This window comes from Pseudomonas sp. NyZ480 (genome assembly GCF_029537255.1).
GTDB lineage: Bacteria > Pseudomonadota > Gammaproteobacteria > Pseudomonadales > Pseudomonadaceae > Aquipseudomonas > Aquipseudomonas taiwanensis.
In genome coordinates, this window is sequence record NZ_CP120626.1 from 2962889 (window position 1) to 2981661 (window position 18773).

Consider the following 18773-nt stretch of genomic DNA (forward strand, 5'->3'; position numbering starts at 1 on the left):
CGGGCATGCGGGACGAGAGCCACGGGCCAGTGGCCGGGCTTATTCGCCACCGGATCACCCCGCCCGGTTGAAAGTCGAAATCGTCCGAGGCAGGTCTCCTGGCTTGCACTGCTTCGCCCTCTCTCTGCGGGGGCTTGAGGGATGACGCCTTCCCGCGCTTGGGCGCAGTGGCTGTGTCGATCCGTTGTCGGTGCTTACAGTTGCGGGGGCAGCCGCGGCTTGTACCGCGTTCCCGTCTTAGCTTCGGCGCAGCCGAAGAACCTCGAAGCGGCAAGGCTACGCGTGGGGTGGCAGGTGGTCAACTGTTCGCACAATCGCTCGACCCATTTGTAGCCGGTCTTTCGGCTGATCTCGTAGGCCTGGCATAGGGCGCTGAAGCTGGGCGCCCCTTGCAGGAATCCGCGATGAAAAGCATTTTCAGGTCCATAGGTTTCAGCTCTCGCCAAGGCATGGTCAGAACCTCGAATACCGACCCTGTCAGTCAAAGACTGTTACCTATGTGCGTGATCTGATTTGTAACCCATGTGGGTGAGTCATGCCGCCAGACCTTTTTGGCTACTTTTTGGGGCGTCTGCCAAAAAGTGACCCGCTGTAAGAGCGGAAAGGTGGTTGAGCGTCGCTTTGGCAAATGGATATGCCCATGCATCCATAAACCAAAACTTTGAAGCACAGATTTAAGGGCGGCATTCAGATAGCGTGAATATCCATTCGCCATGGAGGGGCTCATTCACCCTTTCGCCTTTACGGCGACCTACTTTTGCTCTTGGGCAAAAGTAGGCAAAAACCGCTGGCTCCTATCATCCGGCCCCTACGCTTCGCTTCGGGGTTCCCTCGCTACGGGCTTGCTCCCGGGAGGACCGCGCTGAACGGCCCCTCCTGGGCCGCAGCGCTTGACGGGCATCCATGCCCGTCACCTCCCTCCGCAAGCCCTACGCTCGGCCTACTGACGTCGCAATTTGCAGCGCCTGGAATATCGCGCATTAAAAGCAAAAGCGGAGCATGAAATACCAACTCCGAACAACAACAACAACAACAACAACAACAACAACAACAGCTAAACCAGCCGCACATTCAATATTAAAACTATAAATGCGAGGCAAATTTTCTTTTGCTTCGCTTTGCTCTTGCTTCTAGCGCGCGGTAGTTCAGACGCCACCTAATGCGACTTCAGGAGGCCGAGCGCAGGGCTTGCGCAGGGAGGTGACGGGCATGGATGCCCGTCAAGCGCTGCGGCCCAGGAGGGGCCGTTCAGCGCGGTCCTCCCGGAGCAAGCCCGGAGCGAGGGAACCCCGGAGCGCAGCGCAGGGGCCGGATGATAGGAGCCAGACTTTTTTGGTTACTTTTTGGGGCGTCTGCCAAAAAGTGACCCGCTGTAAGAGCGGAAAGGTGATTGAGCGTCACCTTGGCAAATGGATATGCTCACGCATCCAGAAACCAAAACTTCAAACTTCAAACTTCAAAGCACAGATTTAAGGGCGGCATTCAGATAGCGTGAATATCCATTCGCCATGGAGGCGCTCACTCACCTTTTCGCCTTTACGGCGACCTACTTTTGCTCTTGGGCAAAAGTAGGCAAAAACCGCTGGCTCCTATCATCCGGCCCCTACGCTTCGCTTCGGGGTTCCCTCGCTACGGGCTTGCTCCCGGGAGGACCGCGCTGAACGGCCCCTCCTGGGCCGCAGCGCTTGACGGGCATCCATGCCCGTCACCTCCCTCCGCAAGCCCTACGCTCGGCCTACTGACGTCGCAATTTGCAGCGTCTGGGATATCGCGCATTAAAAGCAAAAGCGGAGCATGAAATACCAACTCCCAACTCCCAACAACAACAACAACAACAACAACAACAACAACAGCTAAACCAGCCGCACATTCAACATTAAAACTATAAATTCGAGGCGGACTTTCTTTTGCTTCGCTTTGCTCTTGCTTCTAGCGCGCGGTAGTTCAGGCGCCACCTAATGCGACTTTAGGAGGCCGAGCGCAGGGCTTGCGCAGGGAGGTGACGGGCATGGATGCCCGTCAAGCGCTGCGGCCCAGGAGGGGCCGTTCAGCGCGGTCCTCCCGGAGCAAGCCCGGAGCGAGGGAACCCCGGAGCGCAGCGCAGGGGCCGGATGATAGGAGCCAGACTTTTTTGGTTACTTTTTGGGGCGTCTGCCAAAAAGTGACCCGCTGTAAGAGCGGAAAGGTGACTGAGCGTCACCTTGGCAAATGGATATGCTCACGCATCCAGAAACCAAAACTTCAAACTTCAAACTTCAAAGCCCAGATTTAAGGACGGCATTCAGATAGCGTGAATATTCATTCACCATGGAGGCGCACATTAACCCTTTCGCCTTTACGGCGACCTACTCCGGCCCCTACGCTGCGCTCCGGGGTCCCCTCGCTACGGGCTTGCTCCCGGGAAAACCTAGGCTCGGCCCCCTGCCCTCGCATTTGGCTGCGCCTGAACCAACCCGCATAGAGGAGCAACAACAAAGCGACAACGACGCAAAATCGCTGTTGAAATGTAACTGCATTTGACGTGCATCCCGCCCCGTGCTCTCCTTACGCCTTGCGTTCAGGTGCCCCATCAGGGGTGAAACGGGAAACCGGTGCGTCACAACCCCCGACAGGGGTGGACAAAGCCGGTGCTGCCCCCGCAACGGTAAGCGAGCGAAGCGTCTAGACCACTGTGCCAGCACCCCTGGCATGGGAAGGTGACCCTTTACAAGGAGCCCTGCTCCTCCTCGTGAGCCCGGAGACCGGCCTGGCGTTCATGAACACCCCGCGGTGGGCGGGCGCTGTCGCATTCCCCTGGGCACTTCGCGCTCGGGGTTGCCGCGCCTGCCCATTGCCCACAAAAAGCAGAGGAACGCGTCATGCCCGTCACCAGCGCCAAACACACCGTCGCCACCCCCGTTACCCTGAGCCAGCGTGTCGTCATCGCCGTTGGTGCCAGCCTGCTGGGCCTGTGCCTGGTCTACTTCGCAGGGTTTTCGCACATCGAGGCAGTGCACAACGCCGCCCACGATACTCGCCACAGCGCCGCCTTCCCCTGCCACTGAGCCTGCCCGCATGATCAAGCGCATCGCCCGTACGGCAGGCTTCAGCGGCCTGCTTGCCGCCCTCCTGCTGACTTTGCTGCAGAGTTTCTGGGTTACACCCCTGATCCTCGAAGCGGAAACCTACGAGTCCGCCACCCCCGCTGTCGAGCCGCACAGCCATGAGGGCCAAGCCGCTCACACCCACGAACACAGTGAACAAGCCTGGTCGCCGGAAGATGGCTGGCAACGCGTGCTGTCCACCACTGGCGGCAATCTCGTCGTGGCCGTTGGTTTCGCGCTGATCCTGGCTGCACTGTACAGCCTGCGCGAACCCAGCCGCGTAGCCACCGGCGCACTGTGGGGCCTGGCCGGTTTCGCGGTGTTCTGCCTGGCGCCCACCCTTGGCTTGCCACCGGAACTGCCCGGCACCGCCGCCGCTGAACTGGGGCAACGCCAAACCTGGTGGATCGGCACCGCTGCAGCGACCGCACTGGGCCTGGCACTGCTGGTTTTCGCTCGCCACGGTTTGCTCAAGGTCGTGGGCGCCGCCCTGCTGGTGCTGCCACACGTGATCGGCGCGCCGCAGCCTGAAGTGCATCAAAGCCTGGCCCCCGAAGCGCTGGAAACCCAATTCGTGTTCGCCTCGTGGCTGACCAACGCGGCCTTCTGGGTAGCGCTGGGCCTGATCAGCGCTTGGCTGTACCGTCGCTCCAGCCAGGCTTGATGGCCTGCGGGGTGTCCTCGTCCCTGCTCTATGCAGGCTTCGGTTGCCGCCAAGGCTGCCCGGCGGCCACGCTCGACACCCTGCTATGCCAGGCACTGGATGCGCATGGCCTGCCACTGACGGCACTTGGCGGCATTGCCAGCATTCCAACCAAGGCCGATGAACCAGGGTTGCGGCAACTCTGCGCGCGACTGGGCCTTCCGCTAACCGTATTCGACTCGGTACAACTACAGCCATTCGAACCGCTATTGAGCCACCGTTCACCAACGGTGTTCGCCCACAGCGGCTGCTGGGGCGTGGCGGAGAGTGCCGCATTGGCGCTTGCCACCCACCATCACGGTTCGGCCAGGCTTGTCGTGCCCCGTCTTGTGCTCGGCCCGGCTACCCTCGCCCTTGCTTGTGGCCGATAATCGCTTCATTCATTTATCTGCAAGGACTCTCCATGACGGTCTACTTCATTGGTGCCGGCCCCGGCGACCCGGATCTGATCACGGTCAAGGGCCAGCGCCTGATCCGTCAGTGCCCCGTGATCATCTACGCAGGTTCGCTGGTTCCGCCAGCCGTCCTCGAAGGCCATCAGGCACACACCGTCATCAACAGTGCCCAGCTTCACTTGGAGCAAATCATCGAGGCGATGCGCGATGCCCATGAAAAGGGGCTGGATGTAGCTCGTGTCCACAGCGGCGATCCAAGTCTCTATGGCGCCATCGGTGAACAGATCCGCCACCTGCGCGAACTTGGCATCGACTATCAGATCGTACCTGGCGTTACCGCCGCTGCCGCCAGCGCCGCCCTGCTCGGCTGCGAGCTGACACTGCCCGATGTGGCGCAAACCGTGATTCTCACACGCTATGGGGACAGCTCCCCCATGCCGGCTGGCGAGCAATTGGGCGACTTGGCCCGCCATGGCAGCACCCTGGCCATTCATCTAGGGGTGAAACACCTGCCGCGTATCGTGGACGAGCTGATGCCCCACTATGGCCCTGATTGCCCGATTGCCGTGATCCATCGCGCCACCTGGCCCGATCAGGACTGGGTGCGTGGAAACCTTGGGAATATCGTCGAACGCGTGGCGGCCAAGGGCTTTCGCCGCACCTCGCTGATTCTCGTCGGCCATGTACTTGGGGATGCCCCCTTTGCCGAGTCCGCCCTGTATCGGGCAGGTCACGCCCACCTGTATCGCCCTGGCGATTGACCATTGCCAAGCGCCTGAAGCCCGTAGCAGACTCCGCTGTACCTCTCTCGAACCGGAGTCACGTCCATGCTGGAGCTACGCCCGAATTGCGAATGCTGCAATGCCGATCTGCCGGGTGACAGCCCGGATGCGTTCATCTGTTCCTTCGAGTGCACGTTCTGCCGTGCGTGCGCCGATACCCGTTTGAAAGGCCGCTGCCCGAACTGCTCTGGGCAATTGGTGGCTCGCCCCAGCCGCGTAGGCCAGGCTCTTCGCGACAACCCCGCCTCCATAGAACGGGTGCTAAAACCACACGCCGCTTGCGCCTGATCTGTCTTGGGCATCGCCAGGGTTCGCTTGGCGATGCCTATCTCAAGCATCTTGTAGGATTTTTCAACAGGTATCGGCTGCTTATTCAACAGTTCTATACTCGCCGTTACCAATCATCCTGAATGGAAGTATCTTGCAGCGCTGCTGAAAAAGCCGATGCAGACGTATTCCTGACAGTTTCAGGAAACGGACCACCTTCCGACAGGAGTTAGCTACATGACAACCGTGCTGATCGTCGACGATCACCCCATCGTGCGTCTTTCATTGCGCTTGCTACTTGAGCGCGAACGTTTTCACGTCGTCGGCGAAGTGGGCGATGGCAGTGAAGTCGCGCAGAAGGCACGGGAGCTGCGCCCGGACGTGGTGGTGCTGGACATCGGCTTGCCCGGCCTGGACGGCATGGAGGTGATCAAGCGCCTGCAGAACATGGAACCCGCACCGAAGATAATGGTGCTTACCGGCCAGGCCACCGACCTCTATGTACGCCGCTGCCTGGATGCCGGTATCGGCGCCTTCGTCATCAAGGATGAAGACCACGAGGCGCTGATCTTTGCCTTGAAGGCCCTCGTCAAAGGCTACTCGACCTTCCCGCAGATGTCCGTGAACAGCAATTCTCTGGAAAGCGAAACCGTGCGCCTGAGCAGCCTCTCCAACCGTGAGATGGAGGTGCTTCGGCGCCTGTCGCGGGGCGAAAACAACAAGAATATCGGTACCTGCATGAACCTCAGCGCCAAGACCATCAGCACCTATCGCGGGCGCATCATGGAAAAGCTCAAGACCGAATCGCTGGTAGAGATGGTCGATCTGGCCAAGCGCAACAACGTCAACTGAGCAATCCGCTGCCATGAAGCGCCCACTGTCGACCATGCTGCTCGCCCTGTTCCTGGCCTTGCCCCTTTGCGCACTGGCCGATGGTGAACCGCGAGACCTGCTTGCACGCGCGTTGAGCGCTGCCTCGCCGTTGACGCTGGATGCCCAGGACCGCCAATGGCTCCAGCGGCGCGAGGCACTGATCCTGGGCAGTTCCCGCCCCGACTATCCGCCGTTCGAGATCAACACCAGCCTGTCGGACTACGAAGGCCTGAGCGCAGACTACGCCGGACTGATCGCCGAACAACTGGGGGTGCCCATCAAGGTAATGCGCTTCGCCAATCGCCACGAAGCGATTGCCGCACTGCGCGACGGTCGCATCGACCTGTTGGGCAGCTCCAACGCATTCGAGGCTGACGATGCCCACCTGGTCCTCAGCCAGCCTTATACCGACGACCTGCCGGTCATCGCCACTCGCGAAGGCCGCTCCCTGAAAAGCAACCTGGAACTGGATGGGCTGCGCCTGGCCATGGTCGATCACTACCTGCCAGGCGAGGCTGTACGCGCGCTTTATCCAAAGGCCCAGTTGAGCCTCTACCGCTCTACCCAGGCCGGCCTTGCCGCCGTCGAACTGGGCGAGGTGGATGCCTACCTGGGTGATGCGATCAGCACCGACTTCCTGATCGGCAAGAGCTACCAAGGCACGGTCAAGATCGACCACTTCTGCCTGGCACCGGGAGGCACCTTCTCCTTCGCCCTGGCCAATGACAATCCACGCCTGAAGCGCCTGGTGGACCAGGCCCTGGACAGAATCAGCGAGAGTGAGCGCCTGAACATCCTGCGGCGCTGGACCAGCGGCAACACCAGCTTGCTGATGGAGCGTCACCTGGCCGCACTGACCGCCGAGGAAGAAGAATGGATCGCCCGGCACCCTACCGTCAGCGTATTGATCAACCCGGCACTGGCACCACTGACGTTCAACAACACCCAACAGCGCTTGAGTGGCATCACGTTGGAACTGCTGAAACAGATCACCCTGCGCACCGGCTTGCAGTTCAAGTTGATCGAGCAGCATTCGGTGCAGGCCATGGTGGACCAACTGGCCCAAGGCCAGGCGGACATGATCGGCGCGCTAGGCTACGGCGTGGCACGTGCTCGACAACTGCGCTTTACCCGCCCCTACCTGGTCAGCCCCAGGGTACTGGTGACCCGCAGCGCCTTGGCTTCGCCAACCCAGGCCACCGCCCTGGATGGCCAGCGAATTGCTTTGTTGCGGGGCGCACCGCAGCTGGCGGACGTGAAACGCCAGTACCCGCACGCCAGTATCGTCGAAGTCGACAACCCGCTTGGGCTGATGGAGGCCGTGGCCAACGATGAAGCCGATGTCGCCTACAGCAACCATATCAATGCGACGTACTACATCAACCACGTTTTCAAGGACAAACTGCATATTGCCGCCGTCCTTGGCGACGAACCCGCCGTCGCCGCATTCGCCGTGGCACCCGGCCAGCCAGTACTGCAGGGCATCCTCGACAAGGTGCTGCTGAGCATCCCGCCGGAAGAGCTGGACCAATTGATCAATCGCTGGCGCACCAGCACCGTGGTCAGCGATAGTCCATGGCGTGACTATCGCACCCTGGCCTTGCAAGTGCTGGTGCTGTCCACGTTACTGCTGGCTGGCGTGGTGTTCTGGAACAGTTACCTGCGCAAGCTTATTCAGCAGCGTACCGAGGCCCAAAGGGCCCTGCAGGACCAACTAGCGCTGAGCCGCGGCCTACTCGAGCAACTGCGTCAGGCCAAGGAGGATGCCGAACAGGCCAGCCAGACCAAAAGCACCTTCCTGGCAACCATGAGCCATGAAATCCGCACGCCGATGAACGCCGTGATCGGCTTGCTGGAGCTGGCCCTGGAAGACAGCCGCTGCGCGCACTCCGATCGCCAGACTTTGCAGACAGCCCACGATTCGGCGGTAGGCCTGCTCGAGCTGATTGGCGACATCCTCGACATCTCGCGCATCGAGTCTGGCCACATGACGCTTCAACCGGTGCCTATCGACCTGGTCGAGTTGGTACGCGCCACCGCACGTGTATTCGAGGGCAATGCCCGGATCAAAGGCCTGCACCTGCAAAGCGCCTTGCCTCCCGAGCCGGTCTGGGTGCTGGCCGACCCTCTCAGGCTCAAGCAGATCCTCTCCAACCTGCTGAGCAACGCCATCAAGTTCACCGACCGCGGCGAAGTCATCGCGAGCCTGACTGTGAGCTCGGTGCTGGAGGAAGGCAAACGTGAAGTCGAACTGTGCGTACGCGACACCGGCATTGGTATCGGTGTGGCCGACCAGGCCCGACTGTTCACCAGCTTTGCCCAGGCCAATGGACCACGGGCTCGCCAAGGTGCAGGCCTGGGTCTGGTCATCAGCCGTACCCTGGCGGAGCTGATGGGAGGTACTCTCAGCCTGCAGAGCGTCGAAGGGGTTGGCACGAAGGTGGAAGTGCTGCTCAGGCTACCCGCCTGCCAGCAGCCCGCTGTCGCTGCGCCCGATACCCCGGCCCGGGAAAGCGACGGCAGCCCACTGCACATCCTTGTGGTCGACGACTACCCGGCCAACCTGTTGCTACTGGACAAGCAGCTAACCAGCCTGGGCCACCGCGTAACCCTCGCCGAGAATGGCGCAGTGGCGCTCGCCCTTTGGCAAGAGGCGACGTTCGATCTGCTGATTACCGACTGCAGCATGCCGGTGCTCGATGGCCACGCCCTTACCCGGCGCATTCGCGAGCTCGAGCGCCAACGGCAGCGACCCGCCTGCCGCATCATTGGCGTCACCGCCAACGCCCAGGCCGAGGAGCGTGCCCGTTGCCTGGCAAGTGGCATGGATGACTGCCTGTTCAAACCGATTGGCCTACAGACCCTCAAGGCGCACCTGCCCCGGCTGCCTGCCCAGCCGGAGCAGTCAAGCACTCCGTCAAGCGGCTTTGACCTCAAGGAACTCCGTCATCTGACTCAGGACAACGAGCAACTGACGCGCAGCTTGCTCGAACAATTGGCGCAGAGTGCCCGCGAAGACCTGGCAACTCTCCAGGCACTGGGCCCCACTCCCCCCGCCGACGCATTACGCACCGTGGCACACCGTATCAAAGGTGGCGCCAAGATGGTCAGGGTGCGTGGCGTGGTCGGCGACTGCGAGGCCATCGAGCAGGCCCTGGCCCAGGACCTGCCTACCGCCGCGTTGCAGCGCCGCCTGGAAGCGAGTCTGCAGAGCCTGCAACGCGAACTGGCCGATACCCTCAGTGCAATTGCAACGTCGAACTGATCTGGCTGATGGCGTCGACCACATGCCGCGACCCCTGCTGGATCTCCATGATCACCGTACCGGCCTCGTTGGCCAGCGCCACCCCCTGACCGGTGCGAGACAAACTCGATTGCATGCTCGCCACCGCTGTCAGTGACAGGTCGTGGTTCTGCCGCACCACATCGACGATCTCCAGGGTCGCCTTGCTGGTCCGGGCCGCCAGGCTGCGCACCTCATCGGCCACCACGGCAAAACCACGCCCCTGATCTCCTGCACGCGCAGCCTCGATGGCAGCATTCAATGCCAGCAGATTGGTCTGGTCGGCAATGCCGCGGATGGTCAGCACGATCTGCCCTATCACGTCGGATTGGCGGCTGACCGCATCGATGTTACGGGCGGCATCGTTCAAGTCCTGGGAAATCTGCTCGATTACCTCGACCGTCTGCTGGACCACCTCCGTGCCCTTGCGGGCGCACGCATCGGTCTGCACCGAGCTGGCATGGGCCGCTTCGGCGGCGCTTTGCTGGGTGCTGATCTGGGCAGTGATGTCGCTGGCGAACTTCACCACTTTGTACAGTCGCCCGTTGCTGTCGAAGATCGGGTTGTAGGAGGCTTCCAGGTAAACGGTCTGGCCTTGTTTATTGACCCGCTCGAAGCGATGGGAATGGTATTCGCCACGGTTCAGTGAGGCCCAGAACTCACGGTATTCGGCCGACTCACGCTCATGGGGCAGGCAGAACAAGCCATGATGCCGGCCCACCACTTCCTCGAGCCGATAGCCCATGGTGTTGAGAAAATTCGGGTTGGCCTTGATTACCCGCCCCTGGGGCGTGAACTCGATCACTGCCATGGAGCGGCCAAGGGCCGTGATCAGGCTTTCGCTTTCATGCTCGTCCTTTACGCGCTGGCTGATATCAGCGGCGACCTTGAGCACGCTGGTGACCTGCTGCTGGTCATCGAGCACAGGCATGTAGCTCGCCTCCAGCCACACCTCTTCGCCGGCCTTGTTGATGCGTTCGAAGGTGCCGCTGATGGCTTTACCCTGGCCCAGTTCACGCCACAACTGCTGGTACTCGGCACTCTGGGCGTAACCCGGGTCGCAAAACAGCCGATGATGCTTGCCCCGCAGTTCTTCTGCGCTGTATCCCATGGCCCGACAGAACTGTTCATTGGCATCGAGAATGGTGCCATCGGGTTCGAACTCGATGATCGCCATGGACCGGCTGATCGCCGCCAGTTTCGCTTCCACGCCGGCCAAGGCCTGATGGCAGCGCTGGATCTCGATCAAGTCGGACTTGCGATGGAAATCGAACATGGTGCCGGGCTCCTTCTGGGCGGAATTTTCAGAGCATAGATCGGCATTGGAGGCGTGCAAGCACGTTGATATCACTTTGTAATTAGGCGCCAAGCCTGATTACGCACTCGCTCAGGAACTCTCGCGCACCATCAATTCAAACCCCAGGTCCTGCTGCTCGGTCGTGACCCGCTTGCCATCGAGCAACGCCAGCAATGCCTGGGCCGCGCCGCGCCCGACGGCGGCTCGTGGTGTACGGATCGAGGTTAAGCGCGGCACCATGTGCGCCGAGGCTGGCAAGTCGTTGAACCCCACCATGGCCACTCGACCTGGCACCTCGACGCCCTGACGCATGGCCTGCAGCACTGCACCCTGGGCCAAGTCGTCGTTGCAGAAGAATATGCCGTCGACGTCCGGTGCCTGCTCCAACAACTGGCTGAACAGTTCGCTACCCAAGGCGATGGACGACGGTTGCGGGGCGAGAATCTCCAGCTCCGAGGCCTGCAATCCGGACTCCACCAAGGCCTGGCGGAAGCCCTCGGCACGCTGCATCACCCGCGGGTCGAGCTGCGCGGCAATGAACGCCAACCGGCGGCGGCCGCGCTCGATCAGGTGACGGGCGGCAGCACGGCCAGCCTGCTGCTGGGAGAACCCCACCGATAACTGCCCCGCTTCCCCGCCGAGCTCCATCATGTGGACACATGGCACGCCACTGGCCGCCAGCATCTGGCGCGATGCGTCGCTACGGTCGAACCCGGTCAGCAACATGCCACACGGCTGATAAGCCAGATAATTGCGAATCAGGTTCTCTTCCTCGGCGATATCGTAGTGATAGTTGCCGATCAGCACTTCCAGACCGCGTGGACGCATCACCTCGTGGATAGCTTCGAGGGTGTCGATGAACAGTTGGTTGGACAGCGAAGGAATCAGAACCACCACCGACTGGCTACGCGCCGATGCCAAGGCGCGGGCGGCCGGGTTGGCGACGTAACCCAGGCTCGCGGCGGCAGCCATGACTTTTTCGACCAGTTCTGGCGCAACGGTGCTGACGCCGCGCAAGGCACGGGAAGCGGTAATGGGGGAAACCCCGGAAAGCCGGGCGACTTCTGCCAGCGTGGGACGACCGGTAGTGCGAGAGCCTGTGCGAGACATGAATGTTGTAATTTTACTACTTGCCAAGGAGGGGGAACGGCCATAAGGTAGCGCTGTCTCAGGACGCAGGCAATGTAATCTTTGGTAGTGCCCGGCACTGATAGCCTGCCAAGCGTCCATACTGCGTAAGGACAAGACCAATAACACCGGGGAGGTGGCGTGTCGTCGAAGACGAGACAGCGCTGTCTCACTCCGCAGGAGGTACTGATGAACTCTTCCCTGTCCGCCATTGTGGTGATGGGTGTCGCCGGCTGCGGTAAAAGCAGCGTAGGCGCCGCCATTGCCGCCAGGAGCGGAGGCCGCCTGATCGAAGGCGACGCTTTCCACCCTGCCGAAAACATCAGCAAGATGAGCGCCGGCATCCCTCTGAACGACGACGACCGTGCCGGCTGGCTGGTTCGCCTTGGCCAGGAGCTACAGTCGACGCTCCAGTCCGGCGAACGCCCGATCCTGACCTGCTCCGCCCTCAAGCTCCGCTATCGCGAAACCTTGCGCGCTGCGGTGCCGAACCTGTGTTTCGTATTCCTCGAACTGAGTCCGGCCGAAGCGGAAAAGCGGGTGCTGGCACGCCCCGGCCACTTCATGCCTGCCAGCCTGATCGACAGCCAGTTCGCCGCGCTCGAACCACCCCATGGCGAGACGCTGACCCTCGCGCTGGACGCGACTCGTCCGCTCGACACGCTCGCAGAGCAGGTCGACGTATGGCTAAAGCCTTGCGGTGAGCGGAGCCTGGCGCGGACCGCCTGATCCCGGCGGTTTTCCTGGCTCACCCGAGATAGCGCTGTCTTTACGCTAACAAACCTTAAAAAAATCAAAAAGCTACGCCAAAAACAACGATAAGACCGAGGCATAAGAACCATGTTCGGACTGGCAACTGATACCTACCTGCTGCTCGACGCCCTTGTCACCATTGTCGGGCTGATCCTGCTGATCACCCATTTCAAGGTCCACCCCTTCGTCGCCCTCACACTCGCCGCCGGCTTCCTCGGCCTGACCTCCGGCATGCCGGTCGCCAAGGTCATGAAGTCGTTCCAGGACGGATTTGGCGGCGTGCTTGGCTTCGTCGGCATCGTGCTGGCGCTGGGCACCATGCTGGGCAAGCTGATGGCCGACTCAGGTGGCGCGGACCAGATCGCACAAACGCTGATTCGCGCCTTCGGCAAGAAGAACGTGCATTGGGCGATGATGTTCGCCGCGTTCCTGGTGGGCATCCCGCTGTTCTTCGAGATAGGCTTCGTGCTGCTGATTCCGCTGGTGTTCATCGTGGCCCGCCGCTCAGGCGTGTCGCTGATCAAGATCGGCATCCCGCTGCTGGCCGGTCTTTCCGTGGTCCATGGCCTGGTGCCGCCGCACCCGGGACCACTGCTGGCCATCGGCATCTTCCACGCAGACATCGGCAAGACCATCTTCTATGGCCTGCTGATTGCCTTGCCAACCGCCGTGATCGCCGGACCACTGTTCGGTAACTTCATCGCCCGCTACATTCCGGGCAACCCCTCGCAAGAACTGATGGACCAGATCGCCAAGGAGTCCGACCAAGGCAACCTGCCAAGCTTCACCATCACCCTGGTCACCGTACTGTTGCCAGTGGTGCTGATGCTGCTCAAGACCTTCGCCGACGTGGTCCTGCCAGCCGAGCACATCGTGCGCCAATGGATGGACCTGATCGGCCACCCGATTACCGCCTTGCTCGCCGCCTTGCTGTTGGCCTTCTACACCTTCGGCTCGGCCCGGGGATTCAATCGCCAACAGATCATGAAGATGCTCGACCAGAGCCTGGCGCCAACAGCGGCCATCGTGCTGATCGTCGGCGCCGGCGGTGGTTTCAAACAGATGCTGGTCGATACTGGCGTGGGTAACGTGATCGGGCAAATGGCCGTACAGGCTGAGATTTCGCCGATCCTGCTGGCCTGGCTGGTCGCCGCAGTGATTCGTATCGCCACCGGTTCGGCGACGGTGGCCACCATCACTGGCGCAGGCATCGTGGCCCCGGTGATCGACCTGGTGCCGGGCGTGAACCGTGAACTGCTGGTATTGGCCACCGGTGCCGGCTCGCTGATCCTCTCGCATGTCAACGACGCCGGTTTCTGGCTGGTGAAGCAGTACTTCAACATGACCGTGGCCGAAACTTTCAAGACCTGGAGCATGATGGAGACCATCCTGTCGATAGTCGGCATCATCTTCATCATGTTGCTGTCGTTGGTGGTGTGACCCTCAAGGGGGCGGCCAACGCCCCCCACTTCACCACTGTCGCTTGTCAGGCCGGGTCAACCCAAGCTTCTCGATCCGGTAGCGCAGCATGTCGCGTGACAGACCGAGCATCCGCGCCGACTTGGTGACATTCCAGTCGGTGCGATCCAGCGTACGGCATACCAGATCCCGCTCCATGTCCGGCAGACTGGTACCCGGGTCAGGCTCGAAGCGTGGTGCCTCGAACGACGCAGGCGCAGGATGAGCCAAAGGCTCGTCGATCAAGGTCATGCACAGGTTCAGCTGGTGTGCCTGCACCACTTCATTAGGTGCCAGCAAGACCGTCTGTTCCAGCATGTTACGCAGTTCACGCACATTTCCAGGCCAGCTGTAACCTAGCATCAGCGACTCGGCCTCGGCCGAGAAACGCAGGTTGGGCTTGCCATAACGACGCCCGTGATGGGCCAGGAAGTGCCGGGCAAGCAGCAGGATGTCCTGCCCGCGGGCATACAGACGTGGCACCTTCAAGGCAATGATGCGCAAGCGGAAGAACAGGTCGCGACGGAATTTGCCCTGTTGAACCATTTGCTCCAGGTTGCAGTTGGTGGCACTGATCACCCGCAGGTCGACCTTGCGCTCCTTGACCGCGCCGATTCGCCGAATGCTGCGATCTTCCAACAGCTTGAGCAGCTTGGCTTGCAGGACCAGGTCCATTTCACCGATTTCATCCAGAAACAGCGTGCCGCCGTCCGCTGCCTCGACCAGTCCTACGCGGCGCTCCTTGGCATCGGTAAAGGCACCTTTCTCGTGACCGAACAACTCGGCTTCCAGCAGGTTGGCCGGAATCGAGGCGCAGTTGAACTCGATGAACGGCCCCTTGCTGCGTGAGCCGTCGAAATGCAGGGCACGGGCCACCAGCTCCTTACCAGTGCCGGTCTCCCCTTCGATCAGCACCGGCGGCAGATCGTCACTGGCCATGCGGCGCTCGGCATCGAGCACCTGATGCAGGGTGTGCTTGAGCGTGAGCATCGCCGGCGACTCGCCGATCAACGCCTGCAGGCCGGACTTCTGCGCTTCCCGCTCCTGATAGAACGACAGTGTGCGCTCCATGCGGTCCGCTGCCAGCGCCTTGTCCAAAGTCAACTTGAGTTCTGCCAGCACCACCGGCTTGGTCAGGTAATGGAAGGCCCCCTCCTTCATCGCCAGCACGGCGTCTTCGACATTGCCGTAGCCGGTCATCATGATCACCTTGAGGTCGGGCGCCTGTCCGACGAGGGTGCGTAACAGGTCATGACCGTTCATGCCGGGTAGCGAATTGTCGGTGAGCACCGCATCGGGCTGGACGCGCTTGATCTGCTCCAGTGCCAGTTCGGCACTGTGGCACACCGTCACCTCGAAGCCTTTGATGCCCAGGTACGTGCGAATGTTATCGGCGAGGACTTCATCATCCTCGACTACCAGGATGCTGTGCTCCATGGTCTCCTCCCGCTGCGATATTGAAAGTAAGGCTGACGCGGGTTCCTTCCTCTTCACGACTGCTCAAGCTGACCGAGCCGCCAAAACGTTCCATGATGCGTTTGACCAAGGCCAGGCCAACACCCAGCCCGCCTTGCTTGGTGGTGAAGAAAGGCTTGAACACCATCCGCTCCTGCTGCCGGGTCATGCCCTTGCCGGTGTCGCTGAGCAGCAGCTGAGCGCGCTGCCCGTCCTGCACACTTACCTCGGCGCGCAGCTCGCCGCCGTTAGGCATCGCTTCCAAGGCGTTGGCGAACAAACTGTTGAGAATCTGGGTAAGCTGCAGCGGCTGGCTGGCGACCCACTGCACCGATGGCCCCTCGAAGCTGAACTGCACACCGTTGCGCTCGATCTGCTGCGTGAATGCCAGCCGGGTATCCTCGATGGCAGCGACCAGATCCACCGCCTCGGCTTCGTCGCTGGCCGGGCGTAGCGACACCAGTAGATCGCGCACCCAACGGGACATACGGTCAACCTGACCGATGATGTCGACGATGTTCTTCTGCGCCACGGGATTGGCGATTTCCTGCGCCAACTCCGCACTGGAACGGATGTTGGCCAGCGGGTTGCGCAAACTGTGGGCCACCGCCGAGGACATCTCGCCAAGCGCCACATAGGTTTCACTGGCCACCAGGCGGTCCTGCTGCTGACGAAGCATGGACGCTGCCCGACGTACGATCCAGAACAGGCCGAAGTAAATCAGCGCGCCGCCGACCAAGGTCGACGCCCAGATCAGTACGTAGCCGCGCTGTATGCGACGGATCAGGTCCTTGGGTTCCTTGTAGATCTCAACCATAGAAAGCACCTGCTCCCCCTGGCTGTCGAACAAGGGGATGTAGTTCTCGATGAACAGGTACTCGGGCTCACGCAGAAACTTCTGTTCTTCACGGTCTTCGTGGGCCTTGTGATAGCTGGCCGACACAGCCTTTCGTGAGCGGAACGCACGATCGAGGTCGCCATCGGCCTCGATGCGCACGCCGATCAATTCTCGGTTGGTGGACCACAGGATGGTCCTGTCGCGAGCATAGACGTTGGCCAGCAAGGTGTCCGGGAGGTGCTCGACATGATCGAGGAACTCGACGCGGGTAGACTCGGCCAGCGCCGGGGCGAATTGCAGATGCTGCTCATCCCGTCGTGGGTCAAGCAATTCGCCCATCGTGACACCTGGGGGCAACTGCGAATGGCGTACCTCAGCCTGGGCCATGGACTGGATGAATTGGGCGGTCAGCATGGCATCGCGCTCGACGCTGTCGCGCACCACGAACCGGGTCGACAAATACCCCAAGCCCCCCGCCACCGCGGCGATGATCAGCAGGCTGATGATCGAAAACCAGCGCAGCAGATTGAATTCGCGCAACGGCACAGCTGGGCCACTGGTAAGGCCACGCGTCGTGCCCGGAACTTCGTTTTCCAGCGTCTGCATCGCTTGGTTCCCGCTCAGCAAGTCCATTCAGGAAGGCCTCAAGGGGTTGCTACCGTACGTAGCAAATTGATAGCACTTCGCCAGAGCGGCAACAGCCGCCATTTGTCGTGATCATGACGCTGCAAAAAGTTGGCCAGGCTATTTAGATTATATTTTATATTTACAATTCAATGACTTATGGCGCTTTTATTATACAGATTCGAGAATAATTCCCCGACATCGGGTGTTTTCCACCCAATTCGTAGAAAACGTTTTAAATCAGATACTTAAGGTCAACATGTAATTCAGGACATCACGTTCTCGCCAATCGGAAGCTCAACGAGACCCGGGTGCCATGGCCCGCGCGGCTGCTCAACCTTACCGAGCCTCCAAAACGCTCCATGATGCGCTTTACCAACATGAGGCCCACCCCCAAGCCACCTTGCTTGGTGGTGAAAAAGGGTCGAAACGCCAGTCGCTGCTGCTGCTCGCTCATGCCCTTGCCGGTATCGGAAAGACGCAAAGTCAGGTTGGTGCGATCGTGGCGTACCACCTCGACCTTGAGTTGCCCACCCTGCTCCATCGACTCCAGGGCATTGGCGATCAGGCTGTTGAATATCTGCGCAAGCAACGCTGGCTGACCCAGCACCTGAACGGCGGGTAATGGTCGCACTTCCAGGCTGACCCCTGACCGCGCGAGCGCCGCCGCGAATGTCTGCAGGCTTTCCTGAAGCGCCTGGGACAGGTCCACCGGCACCGCGTCGTCGTTCAGCGGCCGCAACGATTGCAACAACTGGCGGATCCACTGCGACATGCGGTCGACCTGGCTGATGATGTCGTTGATGTTTTTCTGTGCGGGGCCGTCGTCGAATGCCTGGGCCAGCTCTGCACTGGAGCGAATGCTGGCCAGCGGGTTGCGCAAGCTGTGGGCCACCGCCGAGGACACCTCGCCCAGGGCGACGTAGGTCTCGCTGTTGATCAGCCGCTTCTGCTGTACCGCCATCACCCGCGAGGCACGCCGCATGATGCCGTACAGGCCGATGTAGACCAGGCCTGCACCGACGGCGATCGCCAGCCAGATCAGCAACAGGCCGTGCTCGATGCGCACGATCAGGTCGTGGGGCTCCTTGTAGATCTCCACCATCGCCGTGACCTGCTCGCCCCCGGCATCGAACAGCGGAATGTAGTTCTCGATGAACAACTGCTCAGGCGGGGTCACGAACTTTTGCTCGGCCCGCGCCTGCTCGAAGTCGTGATAGCTCGCCGACACCCGCATCTTGTACTCGAAGGCGCGGTCCAGGTCTTCGTCGCCTTCGATCAACTTGCCCACCAGCGCAGGGTTGCTGGACCAGACCACCGTGCGGTCAGGTGCATAGATGTTGGCAAGCAGCATGTCCGGCAGGTGGGCGATATGGTCGAGAAACTCACCCCGAGCCCTGCGCCGCGCGTCCGGGTCTACGTCAGGCAAGGCTTGCTGGTCGGTGCGAGGGTCGATCAACTCGCCCATGGTGCGCACATTGGGGATGGACACATGGCGCACTTCGGCATCGGCAATGGCGGTGATGAACTGGGCCGTGAGCAATGCGTCGCGCTCGACGCTTTCATCGATGATGAAGCGGCTTGAAATCAGGCCCAGCCCAACGCCGATGGACAGAATGATCGCCAGGCTGACCCAGGCATACCAACTCAACAAATTGAATGGCTTGCGCTGTGGAGCGGCCTCGCCAGCTGTGGGCACGTCGAGGCTGTTCAAATGCGGGGCGCTGTCCATGCCGGACTCCAAGGCGGGTCACCTTTGAAGGTTATAGCCCAGAGTTGGGGAATCATGACGCCGATTGGTCGGAACGCTGCGGTTTATACGTTCTAGAGCCGC

General features: G+C 61.1%; 14 protein-coding genes, 1 pseudogene and 2 riboswitches. Of the genes and pseudogenes, 9 read left to right on the plus strand and 6 right to left on the minus strand.

The window, feature by feature from the left end; genetic code table 11:
- Positions 1-70: 70 nt before the first annotated feature.
- Positions 71-280, minus strand: a riboswitch (cobalamin riboswitch).
- Between the two features lie 34 nt (positions 281-314).
- Positions 315-451: pseudogene (locus tag P3R38_RS13530) on the minus strand (IS481 family transposase); the annotation flags it as partial.
- A gap of 2091 nt (positions 452-2542) precedes the next feature.
- Positions 2543-2765: riboswitch (cobalamin riboswitch) on the plus strand.
- Between the two features lie 93 nt (positions 2766-2858).
- Between P3R38_RS13530 and P3R38_RS13535 the strand changes: the two are divergent.
- The 7 genes from P3R38_RS13535 (at position 2859) to P3R38_RS13565 (ending at position 9368) form a co-directional block, all read left to right on the plus strand.
- Entirely contained in the window at positions 2859-3044 is a 186-nt protein-coding gene (locus P3R38_RS13535) for a CbtB-domain containing protein (RefSeq protein ID WP_023380814.1), read from the plus strand.
- 10 nt (positions 3045-3054) lie between these two features.
- On the plus strand, positions 3055-3747 hold the full coding sequence (locus tag P3R38_RS13540; protein ID WP_104883832.1) for a CbtA family protein: 693 nt from the start codon (positions 3055-3057) through the stop codon (positions 3745-3747).
- The gene (locus P3R38_RS13545; RefSeq protein WP_277687218.1) at positions 3747-4157 is read left to right on the plus strand and encodes a cobalamin biosynthesis protein; all 411 of its coding nucleotides are present in this window, start codon (positions 3747-3749) and stop codon (positions 4155-4157) included. The genes P3R38_RS13540 and P3R38_RS13545 overlap by 1 nt, the downstream gene beginning before the upstream one ends.
- Positions 4158-4189: 32 nt before the next feature.
- Positions 4190-4942, plus strand: coding sequence for a precorrin-4 C(11)-methyltransferase (gene cobM / locus P3R38_RS13550; RefSeq protein WP_027906681.1), 753 nt, complete (start codon positions 4190-4192; stop codon positions 4940-4942).
- A gap of 66 nt (positions 4943-5008) precedes the next feature.
- The gene (locus P3R38_RS13555) at positions 5009-5251 is read left to right on the plus strand and encodes a DUF1272 domain-containing protein (protein ID WP_023380818.1); all 243 of its coding nucleotides are present in this window, start codon (positions 5009-5011) and stop codon (positions 5249-5251) included.
- A 216-nt stretch (positions 5252-5467) separates the two neighbouring features.
- Positions 5468-6082 carry a response regulator transcription factor gene (locus P3R38_RS13560; RefSeq protein ID WP_277686250.1) on the plus strand — a complete coding sequence of 205 codons (615 nt, stop codon included), beginning with the start codon at positions 5468-5470 and terminating at the stop codon, positions 6080-6082.
- A 13-nt stretch (positions 6083-6095) separates the two neighbouring features.
- Complete coding sequence (locus tag P3R38_RS13565) at positions 6096-9368, plus strand: transporter substrate-binding domain-containing protein (RefSeq protein ID WP_277686251.1); 3273 nt, start codon at positions 6096-6098, stop codon at positions 9366-9368.
- Here P3R38_RS13565 and P3R38_RS13570 read toward each other — a convergent pair.
- Complete coding sequence (locus tag P3R38_RS13570; protein ID WP_277686252.1) at positions 9343-10662, minus strand: PAS domain-containing methyl-accepting chemotaxis protein; 1320 nt, start codon at positions 10660-10662, stop codon at positions 9343-9345. The two genes, P3R38_RS13565 and P3R38_RS13570, sit on opposite strands and share 26 nt — an antisense overlap.
- Before the next feature lie 111 nt (positions 10663-10773).
- Entirely contained in the window at positions 10774-11793 is a 1020-nt protein-coding gene (locus P3R38_RS13575) for a LacI family DNA-binding transcriptional regulator (RefSeq protein ID WP_023380822.1), read from the minus strand.
- A 207-nt stretch (positions 11794-12000) separates the two neighbouring features.
- Between P3R38_RS13575 and P3R38_RS13580 the strand changes: the two genes are divergently transcribed.
- Both P3R38_RS13580 and P3R38_RS13585 read left to right on the plus strand, forming a co-directional pair.
- On the plus strand, positions 12001-12540 hold the full coding sequence (locus tag P3R38_RS13580) for a gluconokinase (RefSeq protein WP_023380823.1): 540 nt from the start codon (positions 12001-12003) through the stop codon (positions 12538-12540).
- A gap of 111 nt (positions 12541-12651) precedes the next feature.
- Positions 12652-14004 (plus strand): GntP family permease, encoded by a 1353-nt coding sequence (locus P3R38_RS13585; protein WP_023380824.1) that lies wholly within the window; start codon positions 12652-12654, stop codon positions 14002-14004.
- Positions 14005-14034: 30 nt separating this feature from the next.
- On the opposite strand, the gene P3R38_RS13590 is transcribed toward P3R38_RS13585, so the two are convergent.
- The 3 genes from P3R38_RS13590 to P3R38_RS13600 all read right to left on the minus strand — a co-directional run bounded on the left by P3R38_RS13590 (position 14035) and on the right by P3R38_RS13600 (position 18671).
- Entirely contained in the window at positions 14035-15459 is a 1425-nt protein-coding gene (locus tag P3R38_RS13590) for a sigma-54 dependent transcriptional regulator (RefSeq protein ID WP_023380825.1), read from the minus strand.
- Entirely contained in the window at positions 15428-16921 is a 1494-nt protein-coding gene (locus tag P3R38_RS13595) for a HAMP domain-containing sensor histidine kinase (RefSeq protein ID WP_023380826.1), read from the minus strand. The genes P3R38_RS13590 and P3R38_RS13595 overlap by 32 nt, the downstream gene beginning before the upstream one ends.
- 292 nt (positions 16922-17213) lie before the next feature.
- On the minus strand, positions 17214-18671 hold the full coding sequence (locus tag P3R38_RS13600) for a HAMP domain-containing sensor histidine kinase (RefSeq protein WP_277686253.1): 1458 nt from the start codon (positions 18669-18671) through the stop codon (positions 17214-17216).
- Positions 18672-18773: the final 102 nt, after the last annotated feature.

What these genes read in the sequence shown, in the direction of transcription:
- P3R38_RS13540 (WP_104883832.1), top strand. Translation starts at nt 3,055, where the DNA reads ATGATCAAGCGCATCGCCCGTACGGCAGGCTTCAGCGGCCTGCTTGCC.
- P3R38_RS13595 (WP_023380826.1), bottom strand. Translation starts at nt 16,921, where the DNA reads ATGCAGACGCTGGAAAACGAAGTTCCGGGCACGACGCGTGGCCTTACC.
- P3R38_RS13565 (WP_277686251.1), top strand. Translation starts at nt 6,096, where the DNA reads ATGAAGCGCCCACTGTCGACCATGCTGCTCGCCCTGTTCCTGGCCTTG.
- cobM (WP_027906681.1), top strand. Translation starts at nt 4,190, where the DNA reads ATGACGGTCTACTTCATTGGTGCCGGCCCCGGCGACCCGGATCTGATC.
- P3R38_RS13555 (WP_023380818.1), top strand. Translation starts at nt 5,009, where the DNA reads ATGCTGGAGCTACGCCCGAATTGCGAATGCTGCAATGCCGATCTGCCG.
- P3R38_RS13535 (WP_023380814.1), top strand. Translation starts at nt 2,859, where the DNA reads ATGCCCGTCACCAGCGCCAAACACACCGTCGCCACCCCCGTTACCCTG.
- P3R38_RS13570 (WP_277686252.1), bottom strand. Translation starts at nt 10,662, where the DNA reads ATGTTCGATTTCCATCGCAAGTCCGACTTGATCGAGATCCAGCGCTGC.
- P3R38_RS13545 (WP_277687218.1), top strand. Translation starts at nt 3,747, where the DNA reads ATGGCCTGCGGGGTGTCCTCGTCCCTGCTCTATGCAGGCTTCGGTTGC.
- P3R38_RS13560 (WP_277686250.1), top strand. Translation starts at nt 5,468, where the DNA reads ATGACAACCGTGCTGATCGTCGACGATCACCCCATCGTGCGTCTTTCA.
- P3R38_RS13580 (WP_023380823.1), top strand. Translation starts at nt 12,001, where the DNA reads ATGAACTCTTCCCTGTCCGCCATTGTGGTGATGGGTGTCGCCGGCTGC.
- P3R38_RS13575 (WP_023380822.1), bottom strand. Translation starts at nt 11,793, where the DNA reads ATGTCTCGCACAGGCTCTCGCACTACCGGTCGTCCCACGCTGGCAGAA.
- P3R38_RS13585 (WP_023380824.1), top strand. Translation starts at nt 12,652, where the DNA reads ATGTTCGGACTGGCAACTGATACCTACCTGCTGCTCGACGCCCTTGTC.
- P3R38_RS13600 (WP_277686253.1), bottom strand. Translation starts at nt 18,671, where the DNA reads ATGGACAGCGCCCCGCATTTGAACAGCCTCGACGTGCCCACAGCTGGC.
- P3R38_RS13590 (WP_023380825.1), bottom strand. Translation starts at nt 15,459, where the DNA reads ATGGAGCACAGCATCCTGGTAGTCGAGGATGATGAAGTCCTCGCCGAT.